This is a genomic window from Streptomyces sp. NPDC048521 (genome assembly GCF_043199855.1).
Taxonomy (GTDB): Bacteria; Actinomycetota; Actinomycetes; order Streptomycetales; family Streptomycetaceae; genus Streptomyces.
The window spans coordinates 409,981-434,381 of record NZ_JBICWR010000001.1 but is presented as its reverse complement, the minus strand read 5'-3'; the positions used below and the strand labels follow the sequence as shown (position 1 = coordinate 434,381).

Genomic DNA, 24,401 nt, shown 5'->3' with positions numbered 1-24,401 from the left:
GGCCCCGCCGACCAGGATGCACCAGCGTGAGCGACCGCGGACAGACGGCAGTCGTTTCCCTCCGAGCCCCTACTGGCCGCACCCCGTACGCGCCTCACCGGGCGCGCTGTTCCGGTATTCCCGCCGGAGCGTGGCGTACGCCTGCCGGAACGCCCGGCTCCGGCCGTTCACCCGCCAGGCTGACGGCGGCGTCCGGTCCCCGGGAGACGCGGACGGCGAAGGGCCCATGTCCTTCTCGCAGGGCAGGGCCACCGTGCCGGCAGGTCGAGTTCGGGACGGAGAAGGCTGAGAGGCCTGGTCAGCCCAGCTTGAGCAGGCCGGATTCGACGACGGCGCGGCCGAAGGGACCGGCGAGTTCGGCGAGGCGTTCGCAGTCGGCGTCACCCAGGGCGGCGTAGGCGGGAAGGGCCAGGCGGTCGGTGCGGTCCTCGATGTGCCGGCGCAGGAGTTCGCCGTCCGGGCTGAGGGCGTCGCCGTCCAGGAGACCTCGCTCGCGCAGGCGCTCCTCGGCGCCGGCCCATTCCTCCTCGGGCCAAGCGCGGCTCGCCTTGAGGAAGTCGACGGGCGCCTCACCGGTGGCGGCGTGCAGGATCAGCGCCTCCAGGCCCCCGACGCCCTCGCTCAGCAGGCACGCGACATGTCCGTCTCCACGGAACTCCCGGAGCAGCGTCTGGGCGTGCCACAGTTGCAGTACCGGCTCCTGCGGCCAAGGCAGTGCCGCATGCGCCGCGAACAGCGGGCGGCCCTGCGCGTGATCGCGGGCCGCTTCGGCGGCCCGGCGGGCCAGCGCAAGGACCTCGTCCAGGGCGGGCAGCTCGTGGATCCCCGCCCGCCGCAGGGCTTCGCCCGCCGCGGCGTACCGCGCGTCCAGCACCTGCCGCGGTGTCGTCGCGTCCCAGGCCCCGTCGATCGCCTGCCGTACGAAGGCCGGGTTGAAGTTGTAGAAGGTCGAGATGACCAGCTCGGCGGACGCCCGGCCGAACGGGGCGCTCCGGGAGGCGAAGTACCCGGCGCGTCCGCTCAGTCCGAGGTCCGCGTACCGTCGCCGTGCCTCGGGGGCGAAGTAGATCATGGCGTGTACGGGCTCGAGGCGGCGCCAGGCCGCGCGTGCTGTCTTCACGGGGTCACCTCATCGGGGAGTCGGCGAAAGGGGCGTTCGCTGCGGGTTCCGTGCGCGGCGTGCGCGCGCAGGTGTTCCAGGAGCAGGCGGCTCAGCGTCTCGGGCGCCTCCTCGGGCACCCAGTGGCTGACGCCCTGGAGGGTCTCGAAGCGGTACGGGCCGTTGACCCACCGCCCGGTCTCCCGCGCGGCGGCCGGGCCGAACGCGCTGTCCTCCGTGCTCCAGACGTACAGCGTGGGCACGTCGATGACGCCGATCGCGCCGTCGGGACGGCCGGCCCGGTACCAGTTCAGTGCCGCGGTGAGAGCGCCCGGCCGGGACAGGTGCCGCACGTAGGTCTCGGCACTGTCCCGCGGGACCTTTCCGGCGTAGAGGGCGCGAAGCTCCCGGGCGTCGTCGGCGAGCATGCGCTCCTCGGTCGCGGGTGTGTCACGCCAGTCGATCATGTAGCGCGAGCGTGCGCGCTGGTCCTGGTCGGTGCGCAGGGTGGTGGCCAGAGCGCCCGGGTGCGGGGTCGAGACAACCGTCAGGGTGCGTATGCGGCCGGGGTGGGCGTGCGCGGTCCACCACGCCACCGCGCCTCCCCAGTCATGGCCGACCAGGTCGAACGCCGCCCAGCCCAGTTCCTCGCCGATGGCGACCACGTCGTCCACGAGATGGCCGATGCGATAGTCCTCGGGCCGCTGGGGGCGGGCGCCGGGGGAGTACCCCCGCTGGTCGGGTGCCACCACCCGGTGACCGTGCGCGGCCAAGGCCGCGATCTGCCGTTGCCACACCAGCCCCGTCTGCGGGAAGCCGTGCAGCAGCAGCACCGGACGACCCCCGGGCGGACCCGCCACGATCGCGTCGAACACGCCCGCACCCGTGGAGATGCACAGCTGGGTCACGATCCACCCCTTCGTACCGACTGGTCGGTACCCTCCAGGGAGCAGGGCGGGCTGTCAAGACCCGGCGCTCGGTTGAACCTGACGCCGAATTCAACTATAACGAGCCCGGCGCACGGTGCTCGGAATCCCGGCCGGCGAAGCTCCCGGACGAACCGGACCAAACAGAAAACAGTGAGGCGACATGAGGGAAGCAGTCATCGTTTCGACGGCACGGACGCCGATCGGAAAGGCGTACCGCGGCGCGTTCAACGACACCCAGGCGCAGGAACTCGCCGCCCACGCCCTTGAGCACGCGGTACAGCGCGCCGGACTCGAGGGAGGCGAGGTCGAGGACGTGATCTTCGGCTGCGCCGTGCAGCAGGGGTCCTCCGGGGGCAACATCGCGCGTCAGGCGGCTCTCCGTGCCGGACTTCCGGACACCGTGTCGGGGATGACGATCGACCGGCAGTGCTCGTCGGGCCTGATGGCCATCGCGACGGCCGCCAAGCAGATCGTCACGGACGGCATGCAGGTAGCCGTCGGCGGCGGTGTCGAGTCGATCTCCCTGGTGCAGAACGACCACATGAACACCCACCGCATGGCGGACCCCTGGCTGGTCGAGCACAAGCCGAGCATCTACCTGCCGATGCTGCAGACGGCGGAGATCGTCGCCGAACGCTATGGCGTAAGCCGGGAACGGCAGGACGAGTTCGCGCTGCTGTCGCAGCGGCGCACCGCGGCGGCGCAGGAGGCCGGCCGGTTCGACCGGGAGATCGTCGCGCTCCCCAGCGTCAAGAAGGTCCTCGACAAGCAGTCCGGAGAGGTGCGGGACGAGGAGGTCACCCTGACCCGGGACGAGGGCAACCGCGCGTCGACGACGCTCGAAGGCCTGGCCGGCCTGGCGCCGGTGCTGCCCGACGGTCAGGTCAGCGCGCGTTCCAGCGTGACGGCCGGCAACTCCTCCCAGTTGTCGGACGGGGCTTCGGCGTCGGTGTTGATGGAGTCGAAGGAGGCCGAGCGCCGCGGACTGGAACCGCTGGGCGTCTACCGGGGTATGACCGTTGCCGGCTGCGCGCCGGACGAGATGGGCATCGGTCCGGTGTTCGCGATTCCGCAACTGCTGAAGCGGCACGACCTCACCATCGACGACATCGGTCTGTGGGAGCTCAACGAGGCGTTCGCCTCCCAGGCGGTGTACTGCCGGGACGAACTGCACATCGACCCGGAGCGGTTCAACGTCGACGGCGGCGCGATCTCGGTCGGTCATCCGTACGGAATGACCGGCGCCCGGCTGGTGGGGCACGTCCTCATCGAGGGCAAGCGCCGAGGCGTGCGTTATGTGGTGGTCTCGATGTGTGTCGGCGGCGGAATGGGCGCGGCCGGGCTGTTCGAGGTCGCCTGAGGACCGCCTTCCTGCTGGAGAACCGTGACCGCCGTCGCGTCGCACGGCGGCGAACCGACCGTGAGAGAGAGGGATGGACACCGTGTCGAACGTGGTGGAAAGGGCCAGGACCGCGGTCCTGGTGGACTTCGGCGGTGTCATCACCTCCAGTGTCTTGCGGGCTTTCACCGATTTCGGCGCCTCGCTCGGCGGCGACCCGCGCCTGCCGCTGGACCTGCTCGCCCGGGACCAGCCGTCACGCACCCTCCTGGCCGACCACGAGTGCGGCCGTATCGGCACCGAAGCCTTCGAGCGAGGATTCGCCGAGCGTCTGCGCCTCCATGGCGCCGACGTACCGGCCGAGGGGCTCACGGCCCGGATGCAGGCGGGAATGTCGATCGACCGGGACATGCTCGCGCTGCTCGCTGACCTTCGAGCCGCCGGCCGCCCCGTCGCGCTCGTCTCCAATTCGTTCGGTACCGGAACCTACGACGGTGTCGACCTCGCCGCCGTAGCCGACGCGGTCGTCATCTCCGGGGAGGTCGGGATCCGCAAGCCCTCCCGGCGGATCTACGCCCTCGCCTGTGAGCGCCTCGGCATCGACCCCGAGGAGGCGGTCATGGTCGACGACCTGCAGCAGAACCTCGACGGAGCGGCACGGATCGGCATCGGGGGCGTCCTGCACACCAGCGCCGCCGACACCCGCCGCCAACTCGCCGAACGCTTCGGGATCACCACCTGACCGACCGACCGTTCGACCGACCCGTCGACCGGTAGGGCGCAGTGCGCCCAGGCGTCCGGCCGCACCGTCCGGGGCCATGTCGAGGCCGGGCCACGTCAACCGATCGGCGAGGGCGAGACCCGTACCGCCACCCGCTCCCATCCCGGAAGGCACCACCCATGACCAATGTTCTCGATCCCGTGTGCCGCCACGCGGCCGCCGCTCCCGACACCGTCGCACTGCGCGGCGCCACGGATCGGTGGACCTACCTCCAACTGCGTGACGCGAGCATGCGGTACGCGGGCGCCCTGGCCGCCGCGGGTCTGTCCCCCGGGGACCGGGTGCTGCTCGCGGCGCCGTCGGTACCCGAGTTCGTGGTGGCCTACCTCGGGATCCAGGCCGCGGGCTGCGTCGTCGTGCCGGTCAACACGATGGTCACCCGGTCCGAGGCCGAGTACGTCCTCGGCGACGCCGGGTGCTCATGGGCGATCGCCTGGCACGCCCTCGGCCCCGCCGTCGCACAGGCGGCAGCGGCGCTCGACGTGCCTTTTCGGACGCTGTCCCCGGGCGCGTCGGTCACCGGAGCCACCCCTGCCCGCGTGGTCGACCGGGACCGCGACGAGACCGCGGCGATCCTCTACACCTCGGGCACCACGGGGCGCCCGAAGGGGGCTCGACTCACCGTAGGGAACCTGTTGTCCGCCGGGGAGATCGGCGCCGAGTGCAGCCGCGCCTCGAGCACCGACCGTACCGGCACCGGACTCCCGCTGTTCCACGTGTTCGGCCAGGCATCGGTCATGATGGCGACCCTGACCGTGGGCGGCTCGATGTCGTTGCTGGCCCGATTCGACCCGGCGTCGATGCTGGAGATGCTCCGCCGCGACCGGCTCACCATCATGGCCGGCGTGCCCACCATGTGGAACGCGCTGCTGCACGCGGCGGGCGATGCGAACCCGGCGGACTTCGCCCAGCTCCGGGTCGCCGTCTCCGGCGGCGCCTCTCTGCCCGGGGAGATCGCCCGGGCCTTCGAGGCCCGCTTCGGCTGCACCATCCTCGAGGGGTACGGGCTCACCGAGACCACCGCGTTCGGCACTTTCAACGACATCGACCGCGGCGGCAAGACCGGCTACACCGGCCGGGCGGTCCCGGGGATGCGGGTCCAGGTGCGCGACATCGAGGGCAACGAGTGCCCGCCGGGTACCGTCGGCGAGGTCCACATCAAGGGCCCCACGGTCATGCGCGGCTACTGGAACCGTCCCGCGGACACCGCCGCGGCCCTCTCGCCCGACGGCTGGTTCCGCACCGGCGACCTCGGCGAAACCGACGCGGACGGCGACCTGCGCATCGTCGACCGCATCAAGGACCTGATCATCCGCGGCGGTTACAACGTCTACCCCGGTGAGGTCGAGGAAGTTCTCTACGAGCATCCGGACATCGTCGAGGCGGCCGTGATCGGCGTTCCCGACGAGCACTACGGCGAGGAGGTCGCCGCGCTCATCGCCGCGCGGCCCGGTTCGCAGCTCGCTGCCGCCGAGGTGTCGAGCTGGGCACGGGAGCGGCTGTCCGCCTACAAGATCCCGCGTATCGTCCGGTTCGTCGACGCGCTGCCCAAGGGCCCGTCGGGGAAGATCCTCAAGCGGTCCATCGACCGTGCCGCTCTGACCCGCGACACGGCGCCCGCCGACGGTGCCGTCCGCCGCCACTGAGCACCCGTACGGCGGGGTTTATGAGTATGGCGTCGGATTCAAGTAGAGTCCCCGGATGGACACTACTGCGCCCGAGGAGTTCGACAGCGAGAAGGCACCGCCCATGGCGCCCCTCTCGCACCTTCGCGAGCCGCCCACGACGAAGCGCGGAGCGCGGACGCGGGCCGCCTTGGTGAAGGCCGCGCGGAAGGTGTTCGAACGGGACGGCTACCTCGACGCCCGCCTGACCGACATCACCAAAGAGGCCCAATGCGCGGCGGGATCCTTCTACACCTACTTCGCCAACAAGGAAGAGGTGCTTGCCGCCGTTCTCCTGGAGGCGCAAGAGGACATGATGCACCCGGGCATGGGCCGGGTGGAGGGCACCGACGACCCCTATGCGGTGCTCGAGGCGAGCAATCGCGCGTATCTCGAGGCGTACAGACGGAACGCGAAGCTGATGGCCCTGCTCGAGCAGGTCGCCCAAGTGGAGCCCGAGTTCCGCGAGTTCCGCAGCCGGCGCGCTGACGCGTTCATCCGCCGCAATGCCCGGGGCATCGCCGAGCTGCAGGCGCGGGGCGTGGCAGACCGCGAGGTCGATCCGATGATGGCCTCCCGCGCGCTGTCGGGCATGGTCAGCGTCATGGCCTACAACGCCTTCGTGCTCGGCGAGCGGCAGGAGGAAGAGGCGCCGGTGGACTTCGACGCACTCGTGTCCACGGTCACCCGGCTCTGGGCGAACGCCCTGCGGTTCCCCGGCAACCGCTGATCCGGCGGCCTGGTCCGCCTCCCGCAGAGCACCCGGTTCCGCCGGGTGCTTCTTTCTTTGCGCTCTCCGACGCAGGGGGCCGGGCGGCCCCCTGCGCGCGCTGCCGCACGCCCCACAGTTGAACTTGAAGTCAGATTCAAATATACAGGAGGCGCGCACACCCGCCGTCGAAACATCCCCTCACTCCCAGTCAGGAGTTCACATGTCCCTGTTCGAGATGTCGGACCGTGCCAGGAAATACCAGGCGGACCTGCTCGACTTCATGGACGCGCACATCTACCCCGCCGAGGCGGTGTACCACGAGCAGATGCGCGCGTCGGGTGACCCGCACTTCCACCCGCCGATCATCGAGGAACTCAAGGCGGAGGCGCGCAGGCGGGGACTGTGGAACCTCTTCCACCCGCACCCGCACTGGGGTCCCGGGCTGACGAACCTCGAGTACGCGCCGCTGGCGGAGATCATGGGCCGCAGTCACATCGCCTCCGAGGCGTGCAACTGCAACGCTCCCGACACCGGCAACATGGAGGTGCTCACGCTGTTCGGCAGCGACGAGCACAAGGAGAAGTACCTCAAGCCCCTGCTCGACGGGACGATGGCCTCGGCCTTCGCCATGACCGAGCCGCGTGTCGCCAGCTCCGACGCCACCAACATCGAGCTGCGGATGGAGCGCGACGGTGACGCGTACGTGCTCAACGGCCGCAAGTGGTTCGCGTCGAACGCCCTGCACCGCAACTGCAAGGTACTCATCGTCATGGGGAAGACGGACCCCACCGCTGCTCCGCACCGGCAGCAGTCGATGATGGTCGTCCCGATCGACGCCCCCGGGATCACGGTGCTGCGCGGCCTGCCCGTGTTCGGCTACCAGGACCGTGAGGGGCACGCCGAGATCGACTTCACCGACGTACGCGTGCCGGCCAAGGACCTCCTCAAGGGCGAGGGCGAGGGCTTCGCGATCAGCCAGGCCAGGCTCGGGCCCGGTCGTATCCACCACTGCATGCGGGCCATCGGCGCGGCCGAGCGGGCGCTGGAGCTGATGTGCCGGCGTGCGGAGTCACGGGTGACCTTCGGCAGTCCGGTCGCCGAACGGTCCAACATCCAGGACTGGATCGCGGAGGCACGTATCGACATCGAGATGATCCGCCTGCTCACGCTCAAGGCCGCCCATCTGATGGACACGGTCGGGAACAAGGAGGCGCGCACCGAGATCGCGGCCATCAAGGTGGCCGCCCCGAACATCGCGCTGAAGATCGTCGACCGCGCGATCCAGGTGCACGGAGCGGCCGGAGTGACCGAGGACTTCCCGCTGGCGATGATGTACGCGCAGCTGCGGACGCTCCGGCTGGCGGACGGTCCCGACGAGGTCCACAAGCGGGCCATCGCCCGGCAGGAACTGCGGCGGCACCGCGACGGGGCCACCGCCGGCGGCACGGACACCCCGGCGGCCACAAGGCAGGGGTGAGCTGAGATGACAGGACGGGATCTCACCGGTCGCACCGCCGTCGTCACGGGCGCCTCGCGCGGCATCGGGCTCGCGATCGCCCGGTCCTTCGCCGCCGCAGGCGCGAACGTCGTCCTCACCTCCCGCACCCAGGAGGCGGCGGACGCCGCCGCGGCCCAGGTCGGCGGCACGGCGGTCGGTGTCGGTGCGCACGCGGTCGACGAAGAAGCGGCCCGGCGCTGTGTCGATCTGACGCTCGAGCGCTTCGGCAGCCTGGACATCCTCGTCAACAACGCGGGGACCAACCCGGCCTTCGGGCCCGTCATCGACCAGGACCACGGCCGGTTCGCCAAGACCTTCGACGTGAACCTGTGGGCTCCCGTGCTGTGGACGGGGCTGGCCACGCGGGCCTGGATGGGCGAGCACGGCGGCGCGGTCGTCAACACCGCGTCGGTCGGCGGCATGGCCGTCGAGGCGAACATCGGGCTGTACAACGCGTCGAAGGCCGCACTGATCCACCTCACGAAGCAACTGGCCCTGGAACTCGCGCCGAAGGTCCGGGTCAACGCGGTGGCACCGGGGGTGGTGCGCACGAAGCTGGCCGAGGCCCTGTGGAAGGAACACGAGCAGACCGTGTCCGCCGCGACGGCACTCAGGCGCATCGGGGAGCCCGCCGACATCGCCTCGGCGGTCGCCTTCCTCGTCTCGGACGCCGCGAGCTGGATCACCGGCGAGACGCTGGTGATCGACGGCGGGCAGCTCCTCGGCGACGCGCTCGTCCTCGGACAAGGAGCCGGCCCGGGCGTGTAGCGCGGACACCACCGGAATCGACGCCGGGGCGGTGAGCCGCCGGCCCGGCACCTCGGCGTCGACCGCGCCGGGCAGCCGGTCACCGACCGGGGCGGGCCCGGCCAGGCGCATCCCCGCGGCCGCTGCCGTCCCCGCGAGGCGACGGCGGTGCCGGACAGGCGGGGAGCGAGGTGTCGTCGAGCCGAGACACCCCGGCGCCCCGGCCGCCCGCGGGCGTCTCAGCCGGGCGGGGCCGACAGATGGATCAGGATGCCGCACACCTCGTCCACGATCTCCCGGGCCTCCGTCTCGTCCCCGCAGTCGGCCAGCTCGCGCGCTGCCCCTCCGATGACGGTGGTCAGCACGCTCACCCGGACCCGGCCGGCGCGTCGCCGCTCGTCCACCTCCAGGAGCCGGGCGTTGCGCCGTACCCACGCGCGGTCCCACTGGCGGCGCAACGCGTCGAAGCCCGCGGGGCCGTCGTCCTCCGCGAGGAGTCCGCCGAGCCGCCGGTTGTCCCAGGCGCCCTCCAGGTACGCCCTGGCTCCCGCCACGAAGAGGGCGATGGGGTCGTCCACCCCACGGCCGCGCTCGCAGGCCAGTGTGGCCGCGGTCCGGCGCTCCTGCTCCTCCCGGAACTCCTCCCACAGGGCGAGGTAGAGCCCGCGCTTTCCGCCGTAGTGCTGGAAGAGGCTGCCCACCGGGATGCCGGAGCGAGCCGCGATCTCGGTGAGACCGGCGTCGGTGTAACCGCGCTCGGTGAACACCTCCAGCGCGCCGTCCAGCAGCGCGCGCCGGACCGTTCGGTTCTGTCCCGCGTCCCCCTCCGCAAGGCCCATGCCCCCTTGCCCGCCGGGCAGCTGACGGGCCGCCTCGGTCCCGGCGGACTCCACGATGCCGCTCACTGGCGATCCTCACCTTCCCCGGACCCGTCGCGGATGGCGAGGGCGACCAGTAGTTCCAGGAGGTCGGCGATCCGGCGCGGATTGCGGCCGGTGCGTTCCTCGATCCGCCGCAGCCGGTAGTGCGCGGTGTTGTGGTGCACCCGCAGCCGTTCGGCGGCCAGCCGCAGATTGAGGTCCGCCGCCGCGAACGCCCGTATGGTGGCGGCCAGCGTGTCGCCCCGTCCGCGGTCCTCCTCCAGCAGCACCCGCACCCGGGGATCGACCAGCTGGCGGGCGAGGTCGTCGGCGCGCAGCGCCAGGTAGTCGAACGGGGACAGCCGCGGCAGCGCCGCCACCCCACCCCCGCCCGGCACCAGATCGAGGGCGGCCCGCGCCTCCTGGTAGGCGCGCGGCAGCTCACCTGCGCCCTCTGCGACCGTACTGATCCCCATGGCAAGCATGGTTCCGCCCCGCGCGAGCCGCCGCTGCACGGCCTCGAAGTGGGCACATATGTCCTCCGCGTTCATCCCGGCCCGGACCACGGGCACGGCCACCACCTCGCCGTGCCGCACGACGACCAGGGTTCTGCCGGCCCAGGGCCCGGCGACGCTGATGGACGCGCTGGTGGCATACCCGTTCTCGGCCGAGGACAGGTCCCCGGTGCAGGTGTCGCCGACGCACACCGCCACGACCGCCATCATCGGCGAGCGCGGCCCGACGCCGTACGCCTGCGCCGCGGCGAGCAGCGGACCACGCGTCGGCGCCACACCGGACAGCAACTGGTCCAGCAGATCCCGGCGCTCCCGGTCCGCGTCCGCCACCACGTGCTGCTGGTACTCGACGTACGCCTGCGCGGCATGGGTGCTGGCGTAGTCGACGTACCGCATCAGCGGGGTGACGAGGGACAGCGCCGCCTGCTGGGCCTCGGCGGAGGTGCCCGCGCAGTCCAGCAGCGCGTCCCACAGCACCTGCCGGCCGACCCGGAAGGCACTGATCCAGTCCTCCAGGGCGAACCCCGCGCGTGCCCTGCGCATGGCTGCCGCACGGCTGAAGACCAGGTCCTCGGGGGCCATGTCGCGGTCGCCGGCCAGCGCCGCCAACTGCATCCGGTAGTGCTCCAGCACCTGGCCCCGTACGTCGTCGAAGAACCGCTCGTCCTGCAGCGCGTACGACGGGATCTCCGCGCGCATCACAGCGACGGCGGTCTCCGCCACCTCCTCGACCCGGTCGTGGACGGCGTGCAGGATCCGCCGCCGCTCCCGGCGGAGCGGTTCGGAGAGTGGGGGAGCGCCCGGAGCGGGACCGCTAGGCATGGCGCCGATCGTCGCCGTCCGCCTCGTGCTCCGTCAACAGGCCCGGTGTGAGACATCTGACGGCACTTGTGCGCGGCGCACAGTTCGGCGACCGGGAAGTTGGGTGCTCACACCCAATGTGCGCCTGGAACGCCCCCACCTACTGTGACGCTCGCCCACCCCCCAGCACGTCGGAAGGGGCGTCACTCATGCTCGCGGTCGACGGTATCACCGTGCGCTTCGGCGGGATCACGGCACTGAACGGTGTCGCTTTCACCGTCGAGCCGGGCACCGCCGTAGGGCTCATCGGGCCCAACGGAGCCGGCAAGACCACCTTGTTCAACTGCTTCACCCGGCGCTGCACCCCCGACGCGGGAGACGTGCGGTTCGAGGAGGAGGACCTGCTGGCCCTCCCCCCGCACGCCGTGGCCGGGCGCGGCATCGCCCGCACCTTCCAGAACCTGGGCCTTTTCCCGCGGCTCACGGTCCGGGAGAACGTCATGGTCGGGGCCCACAGCCGGGGGCGCACCGGACACCTCGCCGCGGCGCTCCGGCTGCCCCGCGTCCGGCGGGAGGAGAGGGAACTACATGACCGGGCGGACGACCTGCTACGGCGGCTCGGCCTGGCGGACGTCGCCGACCACCCCGCCTCCGGGCTGCCGTTCGGCACGCTCAAACGCGTCGAACTCGCCCGGGCGCTCGCGGTACGGCCCCGGCTGCTGCTGCTCGACGAACCGGTCAACGGGCTCAGCCACGGCGAGGTCGACCAATTCGCGGATCTGGTCCGCTCGGTGCGCCAGGAGTTCGACCTCACGCTCGTGGTGGTCGAACACCACATGGGGTTCGTGATGGGCCTGTGCGACAAGGTCGTGTGTCTCGACTTCGGCCGCAAGATCGCCGAGGGCTCGCCGGAGGAGATCCAGCGCGACCCGGCGGTCATCGAGGCGTACCTGGGGGTGGCGGCGTGAGCGAGCCCACCACCGACCGCGCCGAGGCCGCGGCGACCGCGGAGCCGGACTTCCTGAAGGTTGCCGGCCTGCACGCCGGATACGGCCAGGCCCGCGTGCTGCAGGGCCTCGACTTCTCCGTCGCCCGAGGTGAGGTGTGCGCGATCCTCGGACCCAACGGCGCGGGCAAGACCACGACGCTGCGGGCGCTGTGCGGCATGGTCCGCGGCCGCGGCTCGGTCACCCTGAACGGCACGGAACTGCTGGGCCGCCCACCCGAGCAGGCCGCCCGGCTCGGCGTGGCGCACGTGCCCGAGGGCCGGGGCACCTTCAACGACCTGACCGTCGAGGAGAACCTGCGCGTCGGCGCCCACCTGCGCACCGGTCTTTGGCGGGGCCGCGCCGAGCGTGCGGCCGTGGCCGCCGACCTGGAGCGGATCTACGGCTACTTCCCCAAACTGCGCCAGCGGTCCCACCAGGCCGCCGGCAGCCTCAGCGGCGGGGAGCAGCAGATGCTCGCCATCGGCAGGGCGCTGATGCTGCGGCCCTCGCTGCTGCTCCTGGACGAACCGTCCCTGGGACTCGCGCCCCTGGTCACCCGCGAGCTGTTCGAGATCGTCCGTGCCGTCAACGAGGAGGAACGCACCACCGTGGTCGTCGTCGAACAGAACGCCCAGCTCGCGCTGGACATCGCCCACCGGGCCCACGTACTGGAGGCCGGCCGCCTGGTGCTGTCCGGCCCGGCCGCACAGATCCGCGAGGACGGGCAGGTCGCCGAGGTGTACCTCGGGGTCTCCGTCCTCTCCCGGAAGGCCGGGTGAGCGCCGTGACCGATCTTCTCCAGCAAGTGGTGGAAGGACTGGGCTCCGGCGCGGTGTACGCCAGCCTGGCGCTTGCCCTCGTCCTGATCCACCGGTTCACGGGGATCGTCAACTTCGCGCAGGGCGAGCTGGCCATGCTCTCGACGTACGTCGCCTGGCAGCTGGTGGCGTCCGGGATGCCGTTCTGGCTGGCGCTGCCGGTCACCCTCGCGGTGTCCTTCGCCGGCGGCATGCTGGTCGAGCGGATCGTCATCCGGCCCGTACAGGGTGCGCCCGAGCTGACGGTGGTCATCGTCACGGTCGGCCTGTTCATCTTCGTCAACGCGCTGGCCGGTCTGATCTGGTCCTTCACCGTCAAGGACTTTCCGCAGCCCTTCCCCGACGGGGGGCTCCACCTGGCCGGGGTGCGCCTGGACTGGTCGACGCTCGGGATCATCGGCGTGGTGGCCGCCGTGATGGGTCTGCTGTACCTGCTGTTCCAGCACACCTCCATAGGCCTGGTGATGCGGGCGGTCGCCTGCAACGCGCCCTCCGCCCGGCTGTCGGGCATCCGGGTGGGCCGGGTGCTCATGCTCGGCTGGGGGCTGGCCGCGACGGTCGGCGCGGTGTCGGGCGTGCTCGTCGCCCCGCTGCTGTTCCTGGAGCCCAACATGATGGGCGGGGTGCTGATCTACGCGTTCGCCGCGGCCACCCTCGGGGGCTTCGACAGCCCGGTCGGCGCGGTCGTCGGCGGTCTGTTCGTGGGCGTCGCCGAGACGCTGACGGGAGCGTACGTGGACGTCATCGGTGCCGATCTGAAAGTGGGCGTCCCCCTGGTGATCATCCTGGCGGTGCTGCTGGTGCGGCCCCAGGGCCTGTTCGGACGGGCGGCGGTGGAGCGCGCATGAACACGATCACAGCGGCACCCGGCACCGACCGGGTCCGGTGGCTGCGGGCCGCGCTCACCGTGCTGGTCGCGGCGGCGGCAGCCGTCGGCGCACCGTTCTACTTCGCCCCCTTCCAGGTCTTCCAGCTGACCATGGTGCTCCTGTACGCCGTGGCCCTGTCCGGCCTGAACCTGCTGGTCGGCTTCGGCGGGCAGATCTCGCTCGGTCACGGCGCGTTCTTCGCGGCGGGGGCGTACACGGCGGCGGTCATGCTCGACCGGTACCACACCGGCCACCTGGCCACGCTGCCGGTCGCGGCCGCCGGATGCTTCGTGCTGGGCCTCGGGTTCGGCGTGCCCGCGCTGCGGCTGCGCGGCCTGTACCTGGCCCTGGTCACCCTGTCGTTCGCGGTGTTCCTGCCGCCCCTGCTCAAGCGGCTCGAACCGGTGACGGGCGGCTCGATGGGGCTGACCGTGGACAAGCTGCGGCCGCCGGCGTGGAGCGGGCTGGCCGAGGACCAGTGGATGTACTTCGTCGTCCTCGCCGTCACCGCGGTGGCCCTGCTGCTCGCCCGCAACCTGCTGCGGTCCCGGGTCGGCCGGGCACTGCTCGCCGTGCGGGACAACGAGAGCGCCGCCGAGGTCATGGGCGTGCGGCTGTCGCTGCACAAGACCCTCGCCTTCGCGTGGAGCGCGCTGTTCGCGGGTGTCGCCGGGTGCCTGTACACCTGGGTGATCGGCTTCGTCTCGCCGGACTCCTTCAGCTTCGTCCTGTCCATCACGCTGCTGGCCGGCCTGGTGGTCGGGGGGCTCGGCTCGCTGTACGGACCCTTGCTGGGCGGGGCGTTCGTGATGTACGTGCCGAGCGTGTCCCAGGACGTCAGCGAGGCGGCACCGGGCGTGGTGTTCGGCCTGCTCATCATCGCGGTGATGTTCGTGGCCCCGACGGGTCTGGCCGGTCTGCCGGGCCGGGTCCGGGACGCTGTCGCCCGTCGCCCGTCCCGCACCAGCGCCGCTTTCGACCGGACACCCGGGACCGCAGCCGCGCCCGACGCGGAGCCGCAGTCCCAGGCCGAGTCCGTCCCCTCCGCGACCTACGCCTGCGCGGACCCCGCAGTTGCCGACGCCGAACCCGTGGGCGCACCGCCCCGCACGGAAAAGGAATGAATCACATGCGCAAGACGACCGCTCTGCGGGCGGCCGCGGCCGCGACCGCCGCCCTGCTCACCGCGACCGCCTGCAGCAGCCAGCGAGGGCAGGACGCCCAGGACACCGCTGCCGGCGGCGCCTGCAAGGGCCAGCAGACCACCGGCATCACCGACAAGACCATCAAGCTGGGCGGGATCTACCCGCTGTCCGGACCGGCGTCCGCCTACGGCACGATCAGCAAGGGCGTGGCCACCTACCTCAAGTACGTCAACGACAAGGGCGGCATAGACGGCCGCAAGGTCGAGTTCGTCGTCCGCGACGACGGCTACCAGCCGCCCAAGGCGGTCGAGGAGGCCCGCAGACTCGTCGAGCAGGAGAAGGTCTTCGCCCTGTTCCAGACCCTGGGCACCCCGTCCACGGCAGCCGTGTGGGACTACCTGGACAAGCAGAAGGTGCCGCAGCCCTTCGTCGCCACGGGTGCCTCCGCCTGGGGCACGGACGAGCGGCACCCCTGGACCATCGGCTGGCAGCCCGACTACGTGTCCGAGGCACGGGTGTACGCCAAATACCTCAAGGACGCGCAGCCGAAGGCCGACGTCGCGGTCCTCTACCAGAACGACGACTTCGGCAAGGACCTGCTCGGCGGGTTCAAGAAGGCCGTCGCCGGCAGCGGCATCAAGGTGGTCGCCGAGGAGAGCTACGAGGTCACCGCTCCCTCCGTCTCGGCGCAGATGACGAGCCTCGCCCGCTCCAAGGCCGACGTGCTGCTCGACGTCACCACGCCGAAGTTCGGCAGCCAGGCCCTCGCCGCCGACGCCAAGAACACCGAATGGAACCCGCTGCACATCGTGAACAACGTGTCCTCGTCGGCCGCCGTGCTCAAGCCCGTCGGATTCAAGAACGTCCAGGGCGTGGTCTCGGCGACCTACTTCAAGGACCCCGCCGACCCGCAGTGGGCCGACGACCCGGAGGTGAAGACGTACAAGGACGCCCTGCACACGTACGCGCCCGACGCCGACCCGGCCAACCAGTTCAACGCCTACGGCTGGGCCGTCGCCTCCAGCCTGCACAAGGCACTGGACGCGATGAAGTGCCCGACCAGGGAGGGACTGCGGGACGCGGTGCGCCACCTGAAGGACGTCGAGGTGGACATGCTGCTGCCCGGTGTCACCCTCTCCACCGGGCCTGACGACGCGTTCCCGATCGAGACGATGCAGCTGATGCGGTTCAAGGGCGAGCGGTGGCAGCTGTTCGGCAAGCCCGTCGACACCCGCAAGGAGTTCGGCCCGGCGGCGAAGTGAGCCGGCGGGGGCGGTCCCTTGTCGACGCGCCGACCCTGGCGACCGCCCCCGCCCCGCCACCGGCGCCCGGAGCCCTGGCCGCGCCGGTGCGTCGGCGTCCACCGGCCGCTGCCGGGGGACCGCCGGGCGGGCCGTGATCACCCCCGCCCGCCGGGCCGGGCGCCGCGGCGGCGCGGGCGCGGCCCAGGCGGGTTCACTACGCTTGGTGTATCGGCAGGTCAGCCAGCGGTGGAGAAGCGGATGACGGAGTTCAGCGCAAGCCACGACGATCCGTTCGCCCCGCACCTCGCCGCCCTGGCGGTGCTGGACGACCGGGGAGACGTGACCGGATGGAACCGGCGGGCCGAGGAGCTGCTCGGTCATCCCGGCGCAGCCGTCATCGGTCGTCCGGCCTTCGAGGTCCTCGTCGATCCGCCCGATCTGCCGGCCGTCAGGCGGGCCGCGGCGAGCTGCCGGAGAACCGGCGGCTGGTTCGGGCGGCTCAGGCTGCGGCACCGCGACGGGCGGCTTGTGGAGATGGGGCTCAGGGCGCACGCGTTCGCCCGCGACGACCGGGTCCGCGAGTGGCTCGTCGCCGGGGCACTCGCGGCCGACGTCCTGGAATGGCAAAGGGACCGCGCGGTTCTCGACGGGCTGTACCGCCGGTGCCCGATCGGCCTGGTCGTCCACGGCCCCGACCTGAGGGTCCTGCGGGTCAACCGGGCCATCGAGCGGTTCACCGGCGTCCCAGCGGCAGACTTCCGGGGTCTGCCCACCGGCCACATGCTCCTTCCCGACGACGCACGCCGGGCCGTGGACCGGGTACGCCAGGTGCTGGAGACCGGCAGACCGCTGATCTACTCCGAGCAGTTCGCCCGCCTCCAGCAGGATCCGGCACGCGAGCGGGTCGCGTTGGTCTCGTCCTTCCGGATGGAGGATCCCTCCGGCCGCATCCTGGGCGTGGCCGAGATGATCGAGGACATCACCGAGCGCCATCGGGCCCAGCGTCGGCTCGCGCTTCTCGACCAGGTGGGCAGCCGTATCGGAACCACCCTCGACGTGGCGGAGACGGCCCGGGAACTCGCCGAGGTGATGGTGCCTCACCTCGCCGACCACGCGTCGGTGGACCTGCTGCAGCCGGTGACACGCGGTGAGGAACCGGCGCGGTCACTGGCGGGACCGGTGGTACGGGTGGGGGCCTGCGGCGTCGGCGCCCAGCAGCCCGGCCCGCCCCACCCCCACGGCGCGCCGGTGGAGTTCGCACCCGACACGCCCCAGGCGCGATGCCTGACCGAGGGGCGTCCCGTCCTGGAGCCGGTCCTGCCGCCCGACTCGTTCTCGGCCGAGAGCCGCCAGGGCGCCCACGCCCCGGACCTGGCCGCCCACTCGCTGATCGTGGTACCGCTGGCCGCACGGGGCATGGTGCTGGGCGTCCTGACCCTGTGGCGTTCGCGCCACCCCGATCCGTTCGAGGCGGACGATCTCACCCTCGCCCAGGAACTCGCCTCGCGCGCCGCCGTCGCCATCGACAACGCCCGGCGCTTCACCGAGCAGCAGCAGACCGCGTTCACCTTGCAGAGCAGCCTTCTGCCCCGGGCCGTACCGGACCAGTCGGCCGTCGAGGTGGCCCTGCGGTACCTGCCGGCCAGCGCGGCCCCGGGCCTGGGCGGCGACTGGTTCGACGTCATCCCCCTGTCCGGGGCGCGGGTCGCCCTCGTCGTCGGCGACGTGGTGGGACGCGGCATCCATGCCGCCGCCACGATGGGCCGGCTGCGTACCGCCGTCCACACGCTCGCCAGCCTCGACCTGGAACCGGACGAGGTCCTCTCCCGCCTGGACGACCTGGTCACCCTGCTGGCGGCCGAACAGGAGGCGATCGGCGAGCGGCCCGTGGGGGAGCAGGTCGTCGGCGCCACCTGCCTGTACGCCGTGTACGACCCGGTCTCCCGGCGGTGCTCGATGGCCCGCGCCGGCCACCCGCCGCCGGTGGTGACCGCCCCGGACGGGCATGTGGCCCTGCTCGACCTGCCCGCGGGCCCACCGCTCGGCCTGGGCGGTCTGCCGTTCGAGGCCCGGGAGATCGACCTGGCCGACGGAAGCCTGCTGTGCCTGTACACCAACGGGGTCATCGGCGAACGCCACCTCGACGCGGACATCGGCCTGGCCAAGCTGTGCGCGGCGCTCACCCGCCCCGCGGACGCGCTGGAACGCACCTGCCAAGCAGTGGTCGACTCGCTCGTGCCCGCGCGTCCCAGCGACGACATCGTGGTGCTGGTCGCCCGCACCCACGTGCTGCCACCGGACGACGTCGCCTCCTGGCAGCTGCCGCCGGAGCCTGCCAGCGCCGCCCGGGCCCGGGCACTGGCCTCGGCCAAGCTGACCGAATGGGGGCTGGAGCACTTGGCGTTCAGCACCGAGTTGATCGCCAGCGAACTGGTCACCAACGCCTACCGGTACGCCGGCGGCCCAGTGACCCTGCGGCTGATCCGTGAACGGTTCCTCGTGTGCGAGGTCAGCGACGGCAGCCACACCGCACCACACCTGCGCCGCGCCCGCACCACCGACGAGGGCGGGCGCGGCCTGTTCCTGGTGGCCCAGATGGCCGAACGCTGGGGCACCCGCTACGGCCGCGAGGGCAAGACCGTGTGGACCGAGCAGCCACTGGCCGGCCTGCTCACCTGACCGTCGCGGGCCACGCGGTTGCCGGTGCACGGCAGAGTGCGCCCGGTCACTCGGCAGCGGCCAGCAGACGTGCCTCGCTCTCCTCGTACAGCTGCCGGCTCTCCCGGCTCCCGGCTGCGCGGCGCCGGTGGTCCAGACGGCTGCCCAGCCAGCCCACCAGGTAACCGAAGGGGATGGAGACCAGCCCGGTGGACTGCATCGGGAACCAGTGGAAGTCGGCGTTCGGGAAGACGGCGGACGGCGTGCCCGAGACGGCCTTGGAGAAGACCATCAGCACCAGCGCGCAGGCCGCACCGCCGTAGAGGGCGGCGAGCAGGCCGGTGCGGGTGAAGCCTTTCCAGAAGAGGGAGTAGGTCAGCGCGGGAGCCACCGCGGACGCCCCGATGCAGACGGCCAGAGTGGTCAGCACGCCGACGTCCCAGTCCTGGACCAGGGTGGAGAGCCCGATCGCCACGGTTCCCACGGCCACGCTCGCCCACACCGCCACCGTCATCTCCGTGCGCGGCTCCGCCTGTCCCCGCCGCGTCGCCTCGGCGAACAGGTCGTGGGCGAGCGACGACGCCGCGGCCAGGGTCATGCCCGCGACCGAGGACAGCAGGGTGATGAACACCATGCCCGCCACGGCCGCGTAGAGGACCGTCGCGCCCGCGGAGGCGGGGGCCCCGCCGAGCACCTGGGACAGCATGAGCACCGCCGTCCTGCCGTGCGGGTCGACCGCGGTGATGGACCGCGATCCCACCAGTGCTGCCGCCCCCGTACCCACGATGATCACGAGCAGGCAGAAGGTGGTGACCGTGCCGACCGCCCACGACATGGAGCGACGTACGGCCGGCACGTCCTGCGCGGAGTACAGCCGCATGGTGATGTGGGGCAGGCAGGCCACGCCGAGGACCACGGTGACCTGGAGACCGGCGAAGTCCAGCCGGTCGATGCCCGAGGTGCCCAGCTGAAGGCCCTGCTGAAGGAAGGCCGGGCCCGTGCCGCTGCCGTGCTGGGCGGCCCTGAGCACGGCTCCGGGGCTCCAGTCGAAGCGGCGCAGGACCAGAGCGGCGACGACGACGGTGGTGCCCAGCAGGATGACGATCTTGATCATCTGAAGGAGCGCGGTTCCCCTCATGCCCCCGAGCGCCGCGTAAATGATCATCAGAGTGCCGACCATGACGATGCACGCCGTCCGGGCGCCCGCCCCGTGCGGGATGTCCAGGATGAAGGTGAGCAGCGACCCGGCCCCGGAGAGCTGGACGACCAGGAAGGGCAGGGTCGCCGCGAGCGTCACCACACAGGCGGCGACCCGCGCGGCCCGCCCGGGCACGGTGCGGGCCAGGACGTCGCCCATGGTGAACCTGCCGGCGTTGCGCAGGGGTTCGGCCAGCAGGAACATCAGCAGCACCAGGGACAGGGCGGTGCTGACCGCAAGGACGTAGCCGTCGTACCCGGCCAGCGCGATGATGCCGGTGGTGCTCAGCACCGTGGCCGCCGAGATGTAGTCGCCCGCGATGGCCAGGCCGTTCTTGAACGGGGTCAGCGAGAGGTAGCCGGTGTAGAAGTTCGCCAGGTCGTCGCGGTCCGGTCCCGCCATCACGCAGATCAGCAGCGTGAGGGTCACCAGGGCGGTGAAGAGGACGAGGACGGTGACCTGCGTCCCGGAGCCGAAGTCGTTCACCCGGCCACCCCCGTGGGCCGGCCGGCCGCCCGTTCCCTGACGGTGCGGGCCAACGGGTCCACCGAGCGCTGTGCGCTGCGTCCGTACCAGAAGACCGCCGCGAAGGTGACGACGAGCTGGAGCACCCCCAGGGCCATGCCCAGGCTCAGCTCCCCGGTCATCTTGGACCCCATGAGGTCCGGTGCGCAGCAGGACAGCGCCACGTACACCACGAAGGATCCGAGCGCGGTGAGTGTGGAGGCCCGGCGCAGCACGCGGTAGGCCGAGCGCAGGGCGGCGAGGTCGGCGCCGTGCCGAGGGGCCTCGTACGGTTCCCGCCGGGGGGTGCGCCCGTACCGGTCGTACGGAGCGTCGTCGTATCCGGACGGGGAGGGCTGCTGCCCCGCGTCCCACCCGTACGACTCGTACCGGGGGGAGCGGCCGTACGGCTCGGTCCGCGGCTGCGGCCACTCGGGCGGTGCCGGCGGCGGGTACCACTTGTCGTCGGGATGTGTCATCGCGTGGCCTTCCGGTGCGGCTCGGATCCGTGGGGGGCGGGCGGTGAGCAGTGGTGCGCCGGCGCACGATACCGACTGGTTGGAATGCCTGATAAGGCTGCCGGACGTTACGTTTTGGGCTCGAGGCGGCATCCGGAAGGCGACGGTCGTCCGACGGTCCGGCGGCCTCCGAACGATAGGCAGCCGCCGGGCGGAGCGGCGTGTGGTGAATATCACGGAGGCAGACGTACCTACTGGTCGGTATGGTCGCGGAGAGCCGCGACGACAGGAGGCGCCATGTCTGCGACCAACCGCCAGATCCGTCTGGCAGCACGCCCCGTGGGCGAGGTCAAACCCGAAGACTGGGAGCACAGTGCGGGGCCCGTCGACGAACCGGGCCCGGGCCGGTTCGCCGGCCGGACACGCGTGATCTCCCTGGACCCCGCGATGCGGGGCTGGCTGGACGACCGCCCCTCCTACCTGCCGCCGGTGGGCATCGGCGAGGTGATGCGCGCCGGATCGGTCATCGAGGTCACCGCGTCCGACCACCCCGACTTCCAGCCCGGCGACCACGTGGTCGGCACGTTCGGCGTCCAGGAGTACGTCGTCTCCGACGGCCGGGGCGCCATGAAGATCGACACCTCCCTCGCCCCACCCTCGACGTATCTCGGCGCGCTGGGCATGCCCGGCATGACCGCCTACTTCGGCCTGCTGGACGTCGGGGCACTGAAGGACGGCGAGACCGTCGTGGTGTCGGGGGCGGCCGGCGCGGTCGGCACCATCGCGGGGCAGATCGCCAAGGCCAAGGGCTGCCGTGTCGTGGGCATCGCCGGAGGCCCGGAGAAGTGCGCGCTGCTCACCGACGAACTGGGATTCGACGCGGCGATCGACTACCGCGCCGACGACGTCAAGAAGGCCCTGCGCCGGCACGCCCCCGACGGCATCGACGTCTACTTCGACAACGTGGGCGGCGACATCCTCGACGCCGCCCTGACCCGGCTGGCGATGCACGCGCGCGTCGTGGTCTGCGGTGCGATCAGTCAGTACAACAACGCCACCCCGGTCAAGGGCCCCTCGAACTACCTGACCCTGCTGGTGCGTCGCGCCCGCATGGAGGGCTTCGTCGTCTTCGACTACGCCAAGCGCTACGCGGAGGCCGCCCGAGACATCTCCGCCTGGATCGGCGCCGGCCGCATCAAGGTCAAGGAGCACGTGGTGCGGGGGACCGTGGACGACTTCCCCGAGACGTTGCAGATGCTCTTCCGCGGCGAGAACGTCGGCAAGCTCGTCCTGGAGCTGGCATGACGGCCACCGGAACCGGAGCCCCGCTCCAGGACAAGGTGGCGATCGTCACCGGCGGTGCCGGCGGACTGGGCCGGGCCACGGCGCTGGCGCTGGCGAAGGCGGGGGCCCGCGTCGTGGTCGCGGACCTCGACGCACGGGGCGGCCGCGAGGTGGCCGAGATGATCGGCGGCCAATTCCGTGCCTGCGACGTCTCCGACCTCGACGCCAACCGTGCGCTGGTCGAATTCGCCCAGGAGCGGTACGGCGGCGTCGACATCGCCTTCCTCAACGCCGGGGTGGTGACCGGATGCGGCGTCGGCGACGACTTCGACCTGGCGCGCTACCGCCGGGCGATGGGCGCCAACCTGGACGGCGTGGTCTTCGGCACCCATGCGGTGCTGCCGGCGCTGCGGGCACGCGGCGGAGGGTCGATCGTGGCGACCGCGTCCCTGGCGGGCCTCGCGTCCGTACCGCTGGAGCCGCTGTACGCGGCCAACAAGCACGCGGTCGTGGGACTCGCACGCTCCCTGGGACCGGCCCTCGCGCCGGACAACGTGCGCTTCAACGCGGTCTGCCCGGGGTTCGCCGAGTCGCGGATCATCGACCACCTGCGCGGCATGCTCTCCGAGCAGGGACTGCCGGTCATCCCGGCCGAGGTCGTGGCGGACACGGTGCTGCGGATCGTCACCGGCGACGGCACCGGGGAGTGCTGGTTCGTCCAGGCCGGCCGCGAACCGGAGCCGTTCCGATTCCGCCGCGTGCCCGCTCCGGGCAGGCCCGTCGGCGCCTGAGAACACTGACGGCAGTCCGGGTCCGCCACGGACTGCCGCCGCCTCCGCCGCCGGGGGAGCGGGGACGGAAGCGCCGTGCACCCGCACGGTACCGGGCAGCTCGCCGTCCATGGCGAACTGCCCGGTGCAGCCGCACCGCCCGAACGAGGAAAGCCCCTGCACGCTGACGCACCGGGGAAACCAGCAGCTGGAGACTGACGAAGCGCAGCGCGGCTGACTCTTCGGGCGGCCATCACGCCCGCCCGACCGCCCCCGCCACGGATCAGGCCGCGGTGCCTGGCGCGTTGCCGGCCGGCCTGAGGCTGCCGGCCTGATCGATCGCCGCCCGGGCGGTCTCGACGGCGACGACCGACTTCACGGCGTCCGGGGATGCGCCGGTCCTGAGTCGCCGGTGGAGATTCCTGCGCGTGGCCGGGTCAGGTGCCTGTCACCCCGTCACCCACGGTGCGCCCTGTCACCCGTGGTGAGTGGTGCGGTCGCGGCGGCGGCGCGGTGGGAAGCGGCCGCGGCCCCCGTCGCGGTGGTCACGTCGTTCGCCGACGGCCGGTGACTCGGACGGGTGCGGCCCCCCAGGGGGTTGTGCCGTGTCGGCGCGGCGGCGCGGGTCGCCGGGCCGGGGGCCGCCGGGCAGAAGGCGGGATGCCAGGGGGCGGCTGTACCGGTGCACGGCGATCCTCTCCGCGTGCTCGGCGTTGAGCCGGTGGATCACGAATGCCGCCGCCGCGATGAGGACCAGGAAGACGACGACCGTCAGGAAGGCGTTCACGGCTGCCCCTCACATTCCGCTGATCAGGCGACTGGCAGGACCGACGTGTTCCGGTACGGCCGGGGAGGCCGAGGAGGCTCCGCCCTCGTACTCCCACGCCTCGGCCGGATCGAGTGGCCGGTCGGCCGCGAAGCCGGCGTGCCGGGCCTCTTCCGCGGCGATGAACGCGCTCGCGGTCAGCGGCGGGCCGTCGTAGTCCGACGCGGCCGCCATCAGACGGGCCGCCGACGCCGCGCCGGTCTCGGGCGGGACGATCAACAGGTCCCAGCGGCCCGTGCCGTAGGAGAGCAGCAGCAGCTTGTGCGGGTCGATCTCGGGCGTGAACCAGCCGACCTTGACGACGTGACCGCCCACGGGAACCTCACGCGGGATGATCGGCCAGTACGTCGGGTTGACGGCGATGCGGGTGATGCGGCCCCACAGGGGGTCGAGCACATCGGTGAGTGCGGGCAGCTCGCTCAGCAGGTCCCGGGAGCGGGGCCACCAGGCGCCGTCCAGCAGACCACGGGACGTACCGTCGGTCTTCAGCACGAGACGCGCGGCCGGCGCCGCGACGGGCTCGGGGTGCGGCAGGGTGGGGTACAAGGTCGCCGACATGACGCGAACCCGTCTCCGGGCCGCCTTGGCGGTGACCCGGGTTTCGTCTCTCGCCGAGGACGACCCGGCGTGACGCCGGTGTGCGAAATGCCCTCGGTACTGTCCAGCGTACTCCGCGTGCACCGGCCGCCCGGG

At 71.9% G+C, this 24,401-nt stretch carries 22 protein-coding genes; 14 read left to right on the top strand and 8 right to left on the bottom strand.

The genetic code is table 11. The features are described from left to right. Positions 1–298: 298 nt before the first annotated feature. A complete protein-coding gene (locus ACGFRF_RS02035) occupies positions 299–1,120 on the bottom strand; it encodes a hypothetical protein (protein ID WP_393736236.1) in 822 nt (273 codons plus the stop codon). Then, the gene (locus ACGFRF_RS02030; RefSeq protein ID WP_393737091.1) at positions 1,117–2,010 is read right to left on the bottom strand and encodes an alpha/beta fold hydrolase; all 894 of its coding nucleotides are present in this window, start codon (positions 2,008–2,010) and stop codon (positions 1,117–1,119) included. The genes ACGFRF_RS02035 and ACGFRF_RS02030 overlap by 4 nt, the downstream gene beginning before the upstream one ends. A gap of 178 nt (positions 2,011–2,188) precedes the next feature. On the opposite strand from ACGFRF_RS02030, the gene ACGFRF_RS02025 reads away from it, so the two are divergent. From ACGFRF_RS02025 to ACGFRF_RS02000, 6 genes are all read left to right on the top strand, one after another. Further along, positions 2,189–3,388, top strand: coding sequence for an acetyl-CoA C-acyltransferase (locus ACGFRF_RS02025; protein ID WP_393736235.1), 1,200 nt, complete (start codon positions 2,189–2,191; stop codon positions 3,386–3,388). Between the two features lie 73 nt (positions 3,389–3,461). Then, positions 3,462–4,109, top strand: coding sequence for an HAD-IA family hydrolase (locus ACGFRF_RS02020; protein WP_393736233.1), 648 nt, complete (start codon positions 3,462–3,464; stop codon positions 4,107–4,109). 158 nt (positions 4,110–4,267) lie between these two features. After that, positions 4,268–5,794: a class I adenylate-forming enzyme family protein gene (locus tag ACGFRF_RS02015; protein WP_393736231.1), complete on the top strand. Its 1,527-nt coding sequence runs from the start codon at positions 4,268–4,270 to the stop codon at positions 5,792–5,794. Between the two features lie 55 nt (positions 5,795–5,849). Continuing rightward, positions 5,850–6,542, top strand: coding sequence for a TetR/AcrR family transcriptional regulator (locus ACGFRF_RS02010; protein ID WP_393736229.1), 693 nt, complete (start codon positions 5,850–5,852; stop codon positions 6,540–6,542). A 202-nt stretch (positions 6,543–6,744) separates the two neighbouring features. After that, a complete protein-coding gene (locus tag ACGFRF_RS02005) occupies positions 6,745–8,001 on the top strand; it encodes an acyl-CoA dehydrogenase family protein (RefSeq protein WP_393736227.1) in 1,257 nt (418 codons plus the stop codon). A 6-nt stretch (positions 8,002–8,007) separates the two neighbouring features. Next, the gene (locus ACGFRF_RS02000) at positions 8,008–8,790 is read left to right on the top strand and encodes an SDR family oxidoreductase (RefSeq protein WP_393736225.1); all 783 of its coding nucleotides are present in this window, start codon (positions 8,008–8,010) and stop codon (positions 8,788–8,790) included. Positions 8,791–9,008: 218 nt separating this feature from the next. Here ACGFRF_RS02000 and ACGFRF_RS01995 read toward each other — a convergent pair whose 3' ends face one another. After that, positions 9,009–9,674, bottom strand: coding sequence for a TetR/AcrR family transcriptional regulator (locus tag ACGFRF_RS01995; RefSeq protein ID WP_393736223.1), 666 nt, complete (start codon positions 9,672–9,674; stop codon positions 9,009–9,011). Continuing rightward, the gene (locus ACGFRF_RS01990) at positions 9,671–10,966 is read right to left on the bottom strand and encodes a PucR family transcriptional regulator (RefSeq protein ID WP_393736221.1); all 1,296 of its coding nucleotides are present in this window, start codon (positions 10,964–10,966) and stop codon (positions 9,671–9,673) included. Before ACGFRF_RS01990 ends, ACGFRF_RS01995 begins: the two co-directional genes overlap by 4 nt. 188 nt (positions 10,967–11,154) lie before the next feature. Between ACGFRF_RS01990 and ACGFRF_RS01985 the strand changes: the two genes are divergently transcribed. The 6 genes from ACGFRF_RS01985 to ACGFRF_RS01960 all read left to right on the top strand — a co-directional run bounded on the left by ACGFRF_RS01985 (position 11,155) and on the right by ACGFRF_RS01960 (position 18,689). Next, positions 11,155–11,913 carry an ABC transporter ATP-binding protein gene (locus ACGFRF_RS01985; RefSeq protein ID WP_393736219.1) on the top strand — a complete coding sequence of 253 codons (759 nt, stop codon included), beginning with the start codon at positions 11,155–11,157 and terminating at the stop codon, positions 11,911–11,913. Further along, positions 11,910–12,713, top strand: a complete 804-nt coding sequence (locus ACGFRF_RS01980) for an ABC transporter ATP-binding protein (protein WP_393736217.1) — start codon at positions 11,910–11,912, stop codon at positions 12,711–12,713. Before ACGFRF_RS01985 ends, ACGFRF_RS01980 begins: the two co-directional genes overlap by 4 nt. A gap of 5 nt (positions 12,714–12,718) precedes the next feature. Further along, positions 12,719–13,600, top strand: a complete 882-nt coding sequence (locus ACGFRF_RS01975; RefSeq protein ID WP_393736215.1) for a branched-chain amino acid ABC transporter permease — start codon at positions 12,719–12,721, stop codon at positions 13,598–13,600. After that, on the top strand, positions 13,597–14,745 hold the full coding sequence (locus ACGFRF_RS01970; RefSeq protein ID WP_393736213.1) for a branched-chain amino acid ABC transporter permease: 1,149 nt from the start codon (positions 13,597–13,599) through the stop codon (positions 14,743–14,745). The genes ACGFRF_RS01975 and ACGFRF_RS01970 overlap by 4 nt, the downstream gene beginning before the upstream one ends. 5 nt (positions 14,746–14,750) lie before the next feature. Then, on the top strand, positions 14,751–16,028 hold the full coding sequence (locus ACGFRF_RS01965; protein WP_393736211.1) for an ABC transporter substrate-binding protein: 1,278 nt from the start codon (positions 14,751–14,753) through the stop codon (positions 16,026–16,028). Between the two features lie 240 nt (positions 16,029–16,268). Further along, positions 16,269–18,689 (top strand): SpoIIE family protein phosphatase, encoded by a 2,421-nt coding sequence (locus ACGFRF_RS01960; RefSeq protein ID WP_393736209.1) that lies wholly within the window; start codon positions 16,269–16,271, stop codon positions 18,687–18,689. Positions 18,690–18,735: 46 nt separating this feature from the next. Here the strand turns inward: ACGFRF_RS01960 and ACGFRF_RS01955 are convergent, their stop codons facing one another. Further along, complete coding sequence (locus ACGFRF_RS01955) at positions 18,736–20,352, bottom strand: cation acetate symporter (protein ID WP_393736207.1); 1,617 nt, start codon at positions 20,350–20,352, stop codon at positions 18,736–18,738. Beyond that, entirely contained in the window at positions 20,349–20,849 is a 501-nt protein-coding gene (locus ACGFRF_RS01950; protein ID WP_393736205.1) for a DUF485 domain-containing protein, read from the bottom strand. The genes ACGFRF_RS01955 and ACGFRF_RS01950 overlap by 4 nt, the downstream gene beginning before the upstream one ends. 276 nt (positions 20,850–21,125) lie before the next feature. Between ACGFRF_RS01950 and ACGFRF_RS01945 the strand changes: the two genes are divergently transcribed. Both ACGFRF_RS01945 and ACGFRF_RS01940 read left to right on the top strand, forming a co-directional pair. Then, positions 21,126–22,133, top strand: a complete 1,008-nt coding sequence (locus tag ACGFRF_RS01945; RefSeq protein ID WP_393736203.1) for an NADP-dependent oxidoreductase — start codon at positions 21,126–21,128, stop codon at positions 22,131–22,133. Next, positions 22,130–22,903: an SDR family NAD(P)-dependent oxidoreductase gene (locus ACGFRF_RS01940; protein WP_393736201.1), complete on the top strand. Its 774-nt coding sequence runs from the start codon at positions 22,130–22,132 to the stop codon at positions 22,901–22,903. The genes ACGFRF_RS01945 and ACGFRF_RS01940 overlap by 4 nt, the downstream gene beginning before the upstream one ends. A gap of 454 nt (positions 22,904–23,357) precedes the next feature. Here ACGFRF_RS01940 and ACGFRF_RS01935 read toward each other — a convergent pair whose 3' ends face one another. Continuing rightward, the gene (locus ACGFRF_RS01935; RefSeq protein ID WP_393736199.1) at positions 23,358–23,669 is read right to left on the bottom strand and encodes a hypothetical protein; all 312 of its coding nucleotides are present in this window, start codon (positions 23,667–23,669) and stop codon (positions 23,358–23,360) included. Positions 23,670–23,678: 9 nt separating this feature from the next. Beyond that, positions 23,679–24,266 carry a DUF5994 family protein gene (locus ACGFRF_RS01930; RefSeq protein WP_393736197.1) on the bottom strand — a complete coding sequence of 196 codons (588 nt, stop codon included), beginning with the start codon at positions 24,264–24,266 and terminating at the stop codon, positions 23,679–23,681. Positions 24,267–24,401: the final 135 nt, after the last annotated feature.

Bases quoted from the DNA above. Each gene is read 5' to 3' on its own strand.
- ACGFRF_RS01940 (WP_393736201.1), top strand. From the start codon at position 22,130: ATGACGGCCACCGGAACCGGAGCCCCGCTCCAGGACAAGGTGGCGATC.
- ACGFRF_RS01965 (WP_393736211.1), top strand. From the start codon at position 14,751: ATGCGCAAGACGACCGCTCTGCGGGCGGCCGCGGCCGCGACCGCCGCC.
- ACGFRF_RS01945 (WP_393736203.1), top strand. From the start codon at position 21,126: ATGTCTGCGACCAACCGCCAGATCCGTCTGGCAGCACGCCCCGTGGGC.
- ACGFRF_RS01960 (WP_393736209.1), top strand. From the start codon at position 16,269: ATGACGGAGTTCAGCGCAAGCCACGACGATCCGTTCGCCCCGCACCTC.
- ACGFRF_RS02000 (WP_393736225.1), top strand. From the start codon at position 8,008: ATGACAGGACGGGATCTCACCGGTCGCACCGCCGTCGTCACGGGCGCC.
- ACGFRF_RS02020 (WP_393736233.1), top strand. From the start codon at position 3,462: ATGGACACCGTGTCGAACGTGGTGGAAAGGGCCAGGACCGCGGTCCTG.
- ACGFRF_RS01985 (WP_393736219.1), top strand. From the start codon at position 11,155: ATGCTCGCGGTCGACGGTATCACCGTGCGCTTCGGCGGGATCACGGCA.
- ACGFRF_RS01930 (WP_393736197.1), bottom strand. From the start codon at position 24,266: ATGTCGGCGACCTTGTACCCCACCCTGCCGCACCCCGAGCCCGTCGCG.
- ACGFRF_RS01990 (WP_393736221.1), bottom strand. From the start codon at position 10,966: ATGCCTAGCGGTCCCGCTCCGGGCGCTCCCCCACTCTCCGAACCGCTC.
- ACGFRF_RS01950 (WP_393736205.1), bottom strand. From the start codon at position 20,849: ATGACACATCCCGACGACAAGTGGTACCCGCCGCCGGCACCGCCCGAG.
- ACGFRF_RS01970 (WP_393736213.1), top strand. From the start codon at position 13,597: ATGAACACGATCACAGCGGCACCCGGCACCGACCGGGTCCGGTGGCTG.
- ACGFRF_RS02025 (WP_393736235.1), top strand. From the start codon at position 2,189: ATGAGGGAAGCAGTCATCGTTTCGACGGCACGGACGCCGATCGGAAAG.
- ACGFRF_RS02015 (WP_393736231.1), top strand. From the start codon at position 4,268: ATGACCAATGTTCTCGATCCCGTGTGCCGCCACGCGGCCGCCGCTCCC.
- ACGFRF_RS02010 (WP_393736229.1), top strand. From the start codon at position 5,850: ATGGACACTACTGCGCCCGAGGAGTTCGACAGCGAGAAGGCACCGCCC.
- ACGFRF_RS02005 (WP_393736227.1), top strand. From the start codon at position 6,745: ATGTCCCTGTTCGAGATGTCGGACCGTGCCAGGAAATACCAGGCGGAC.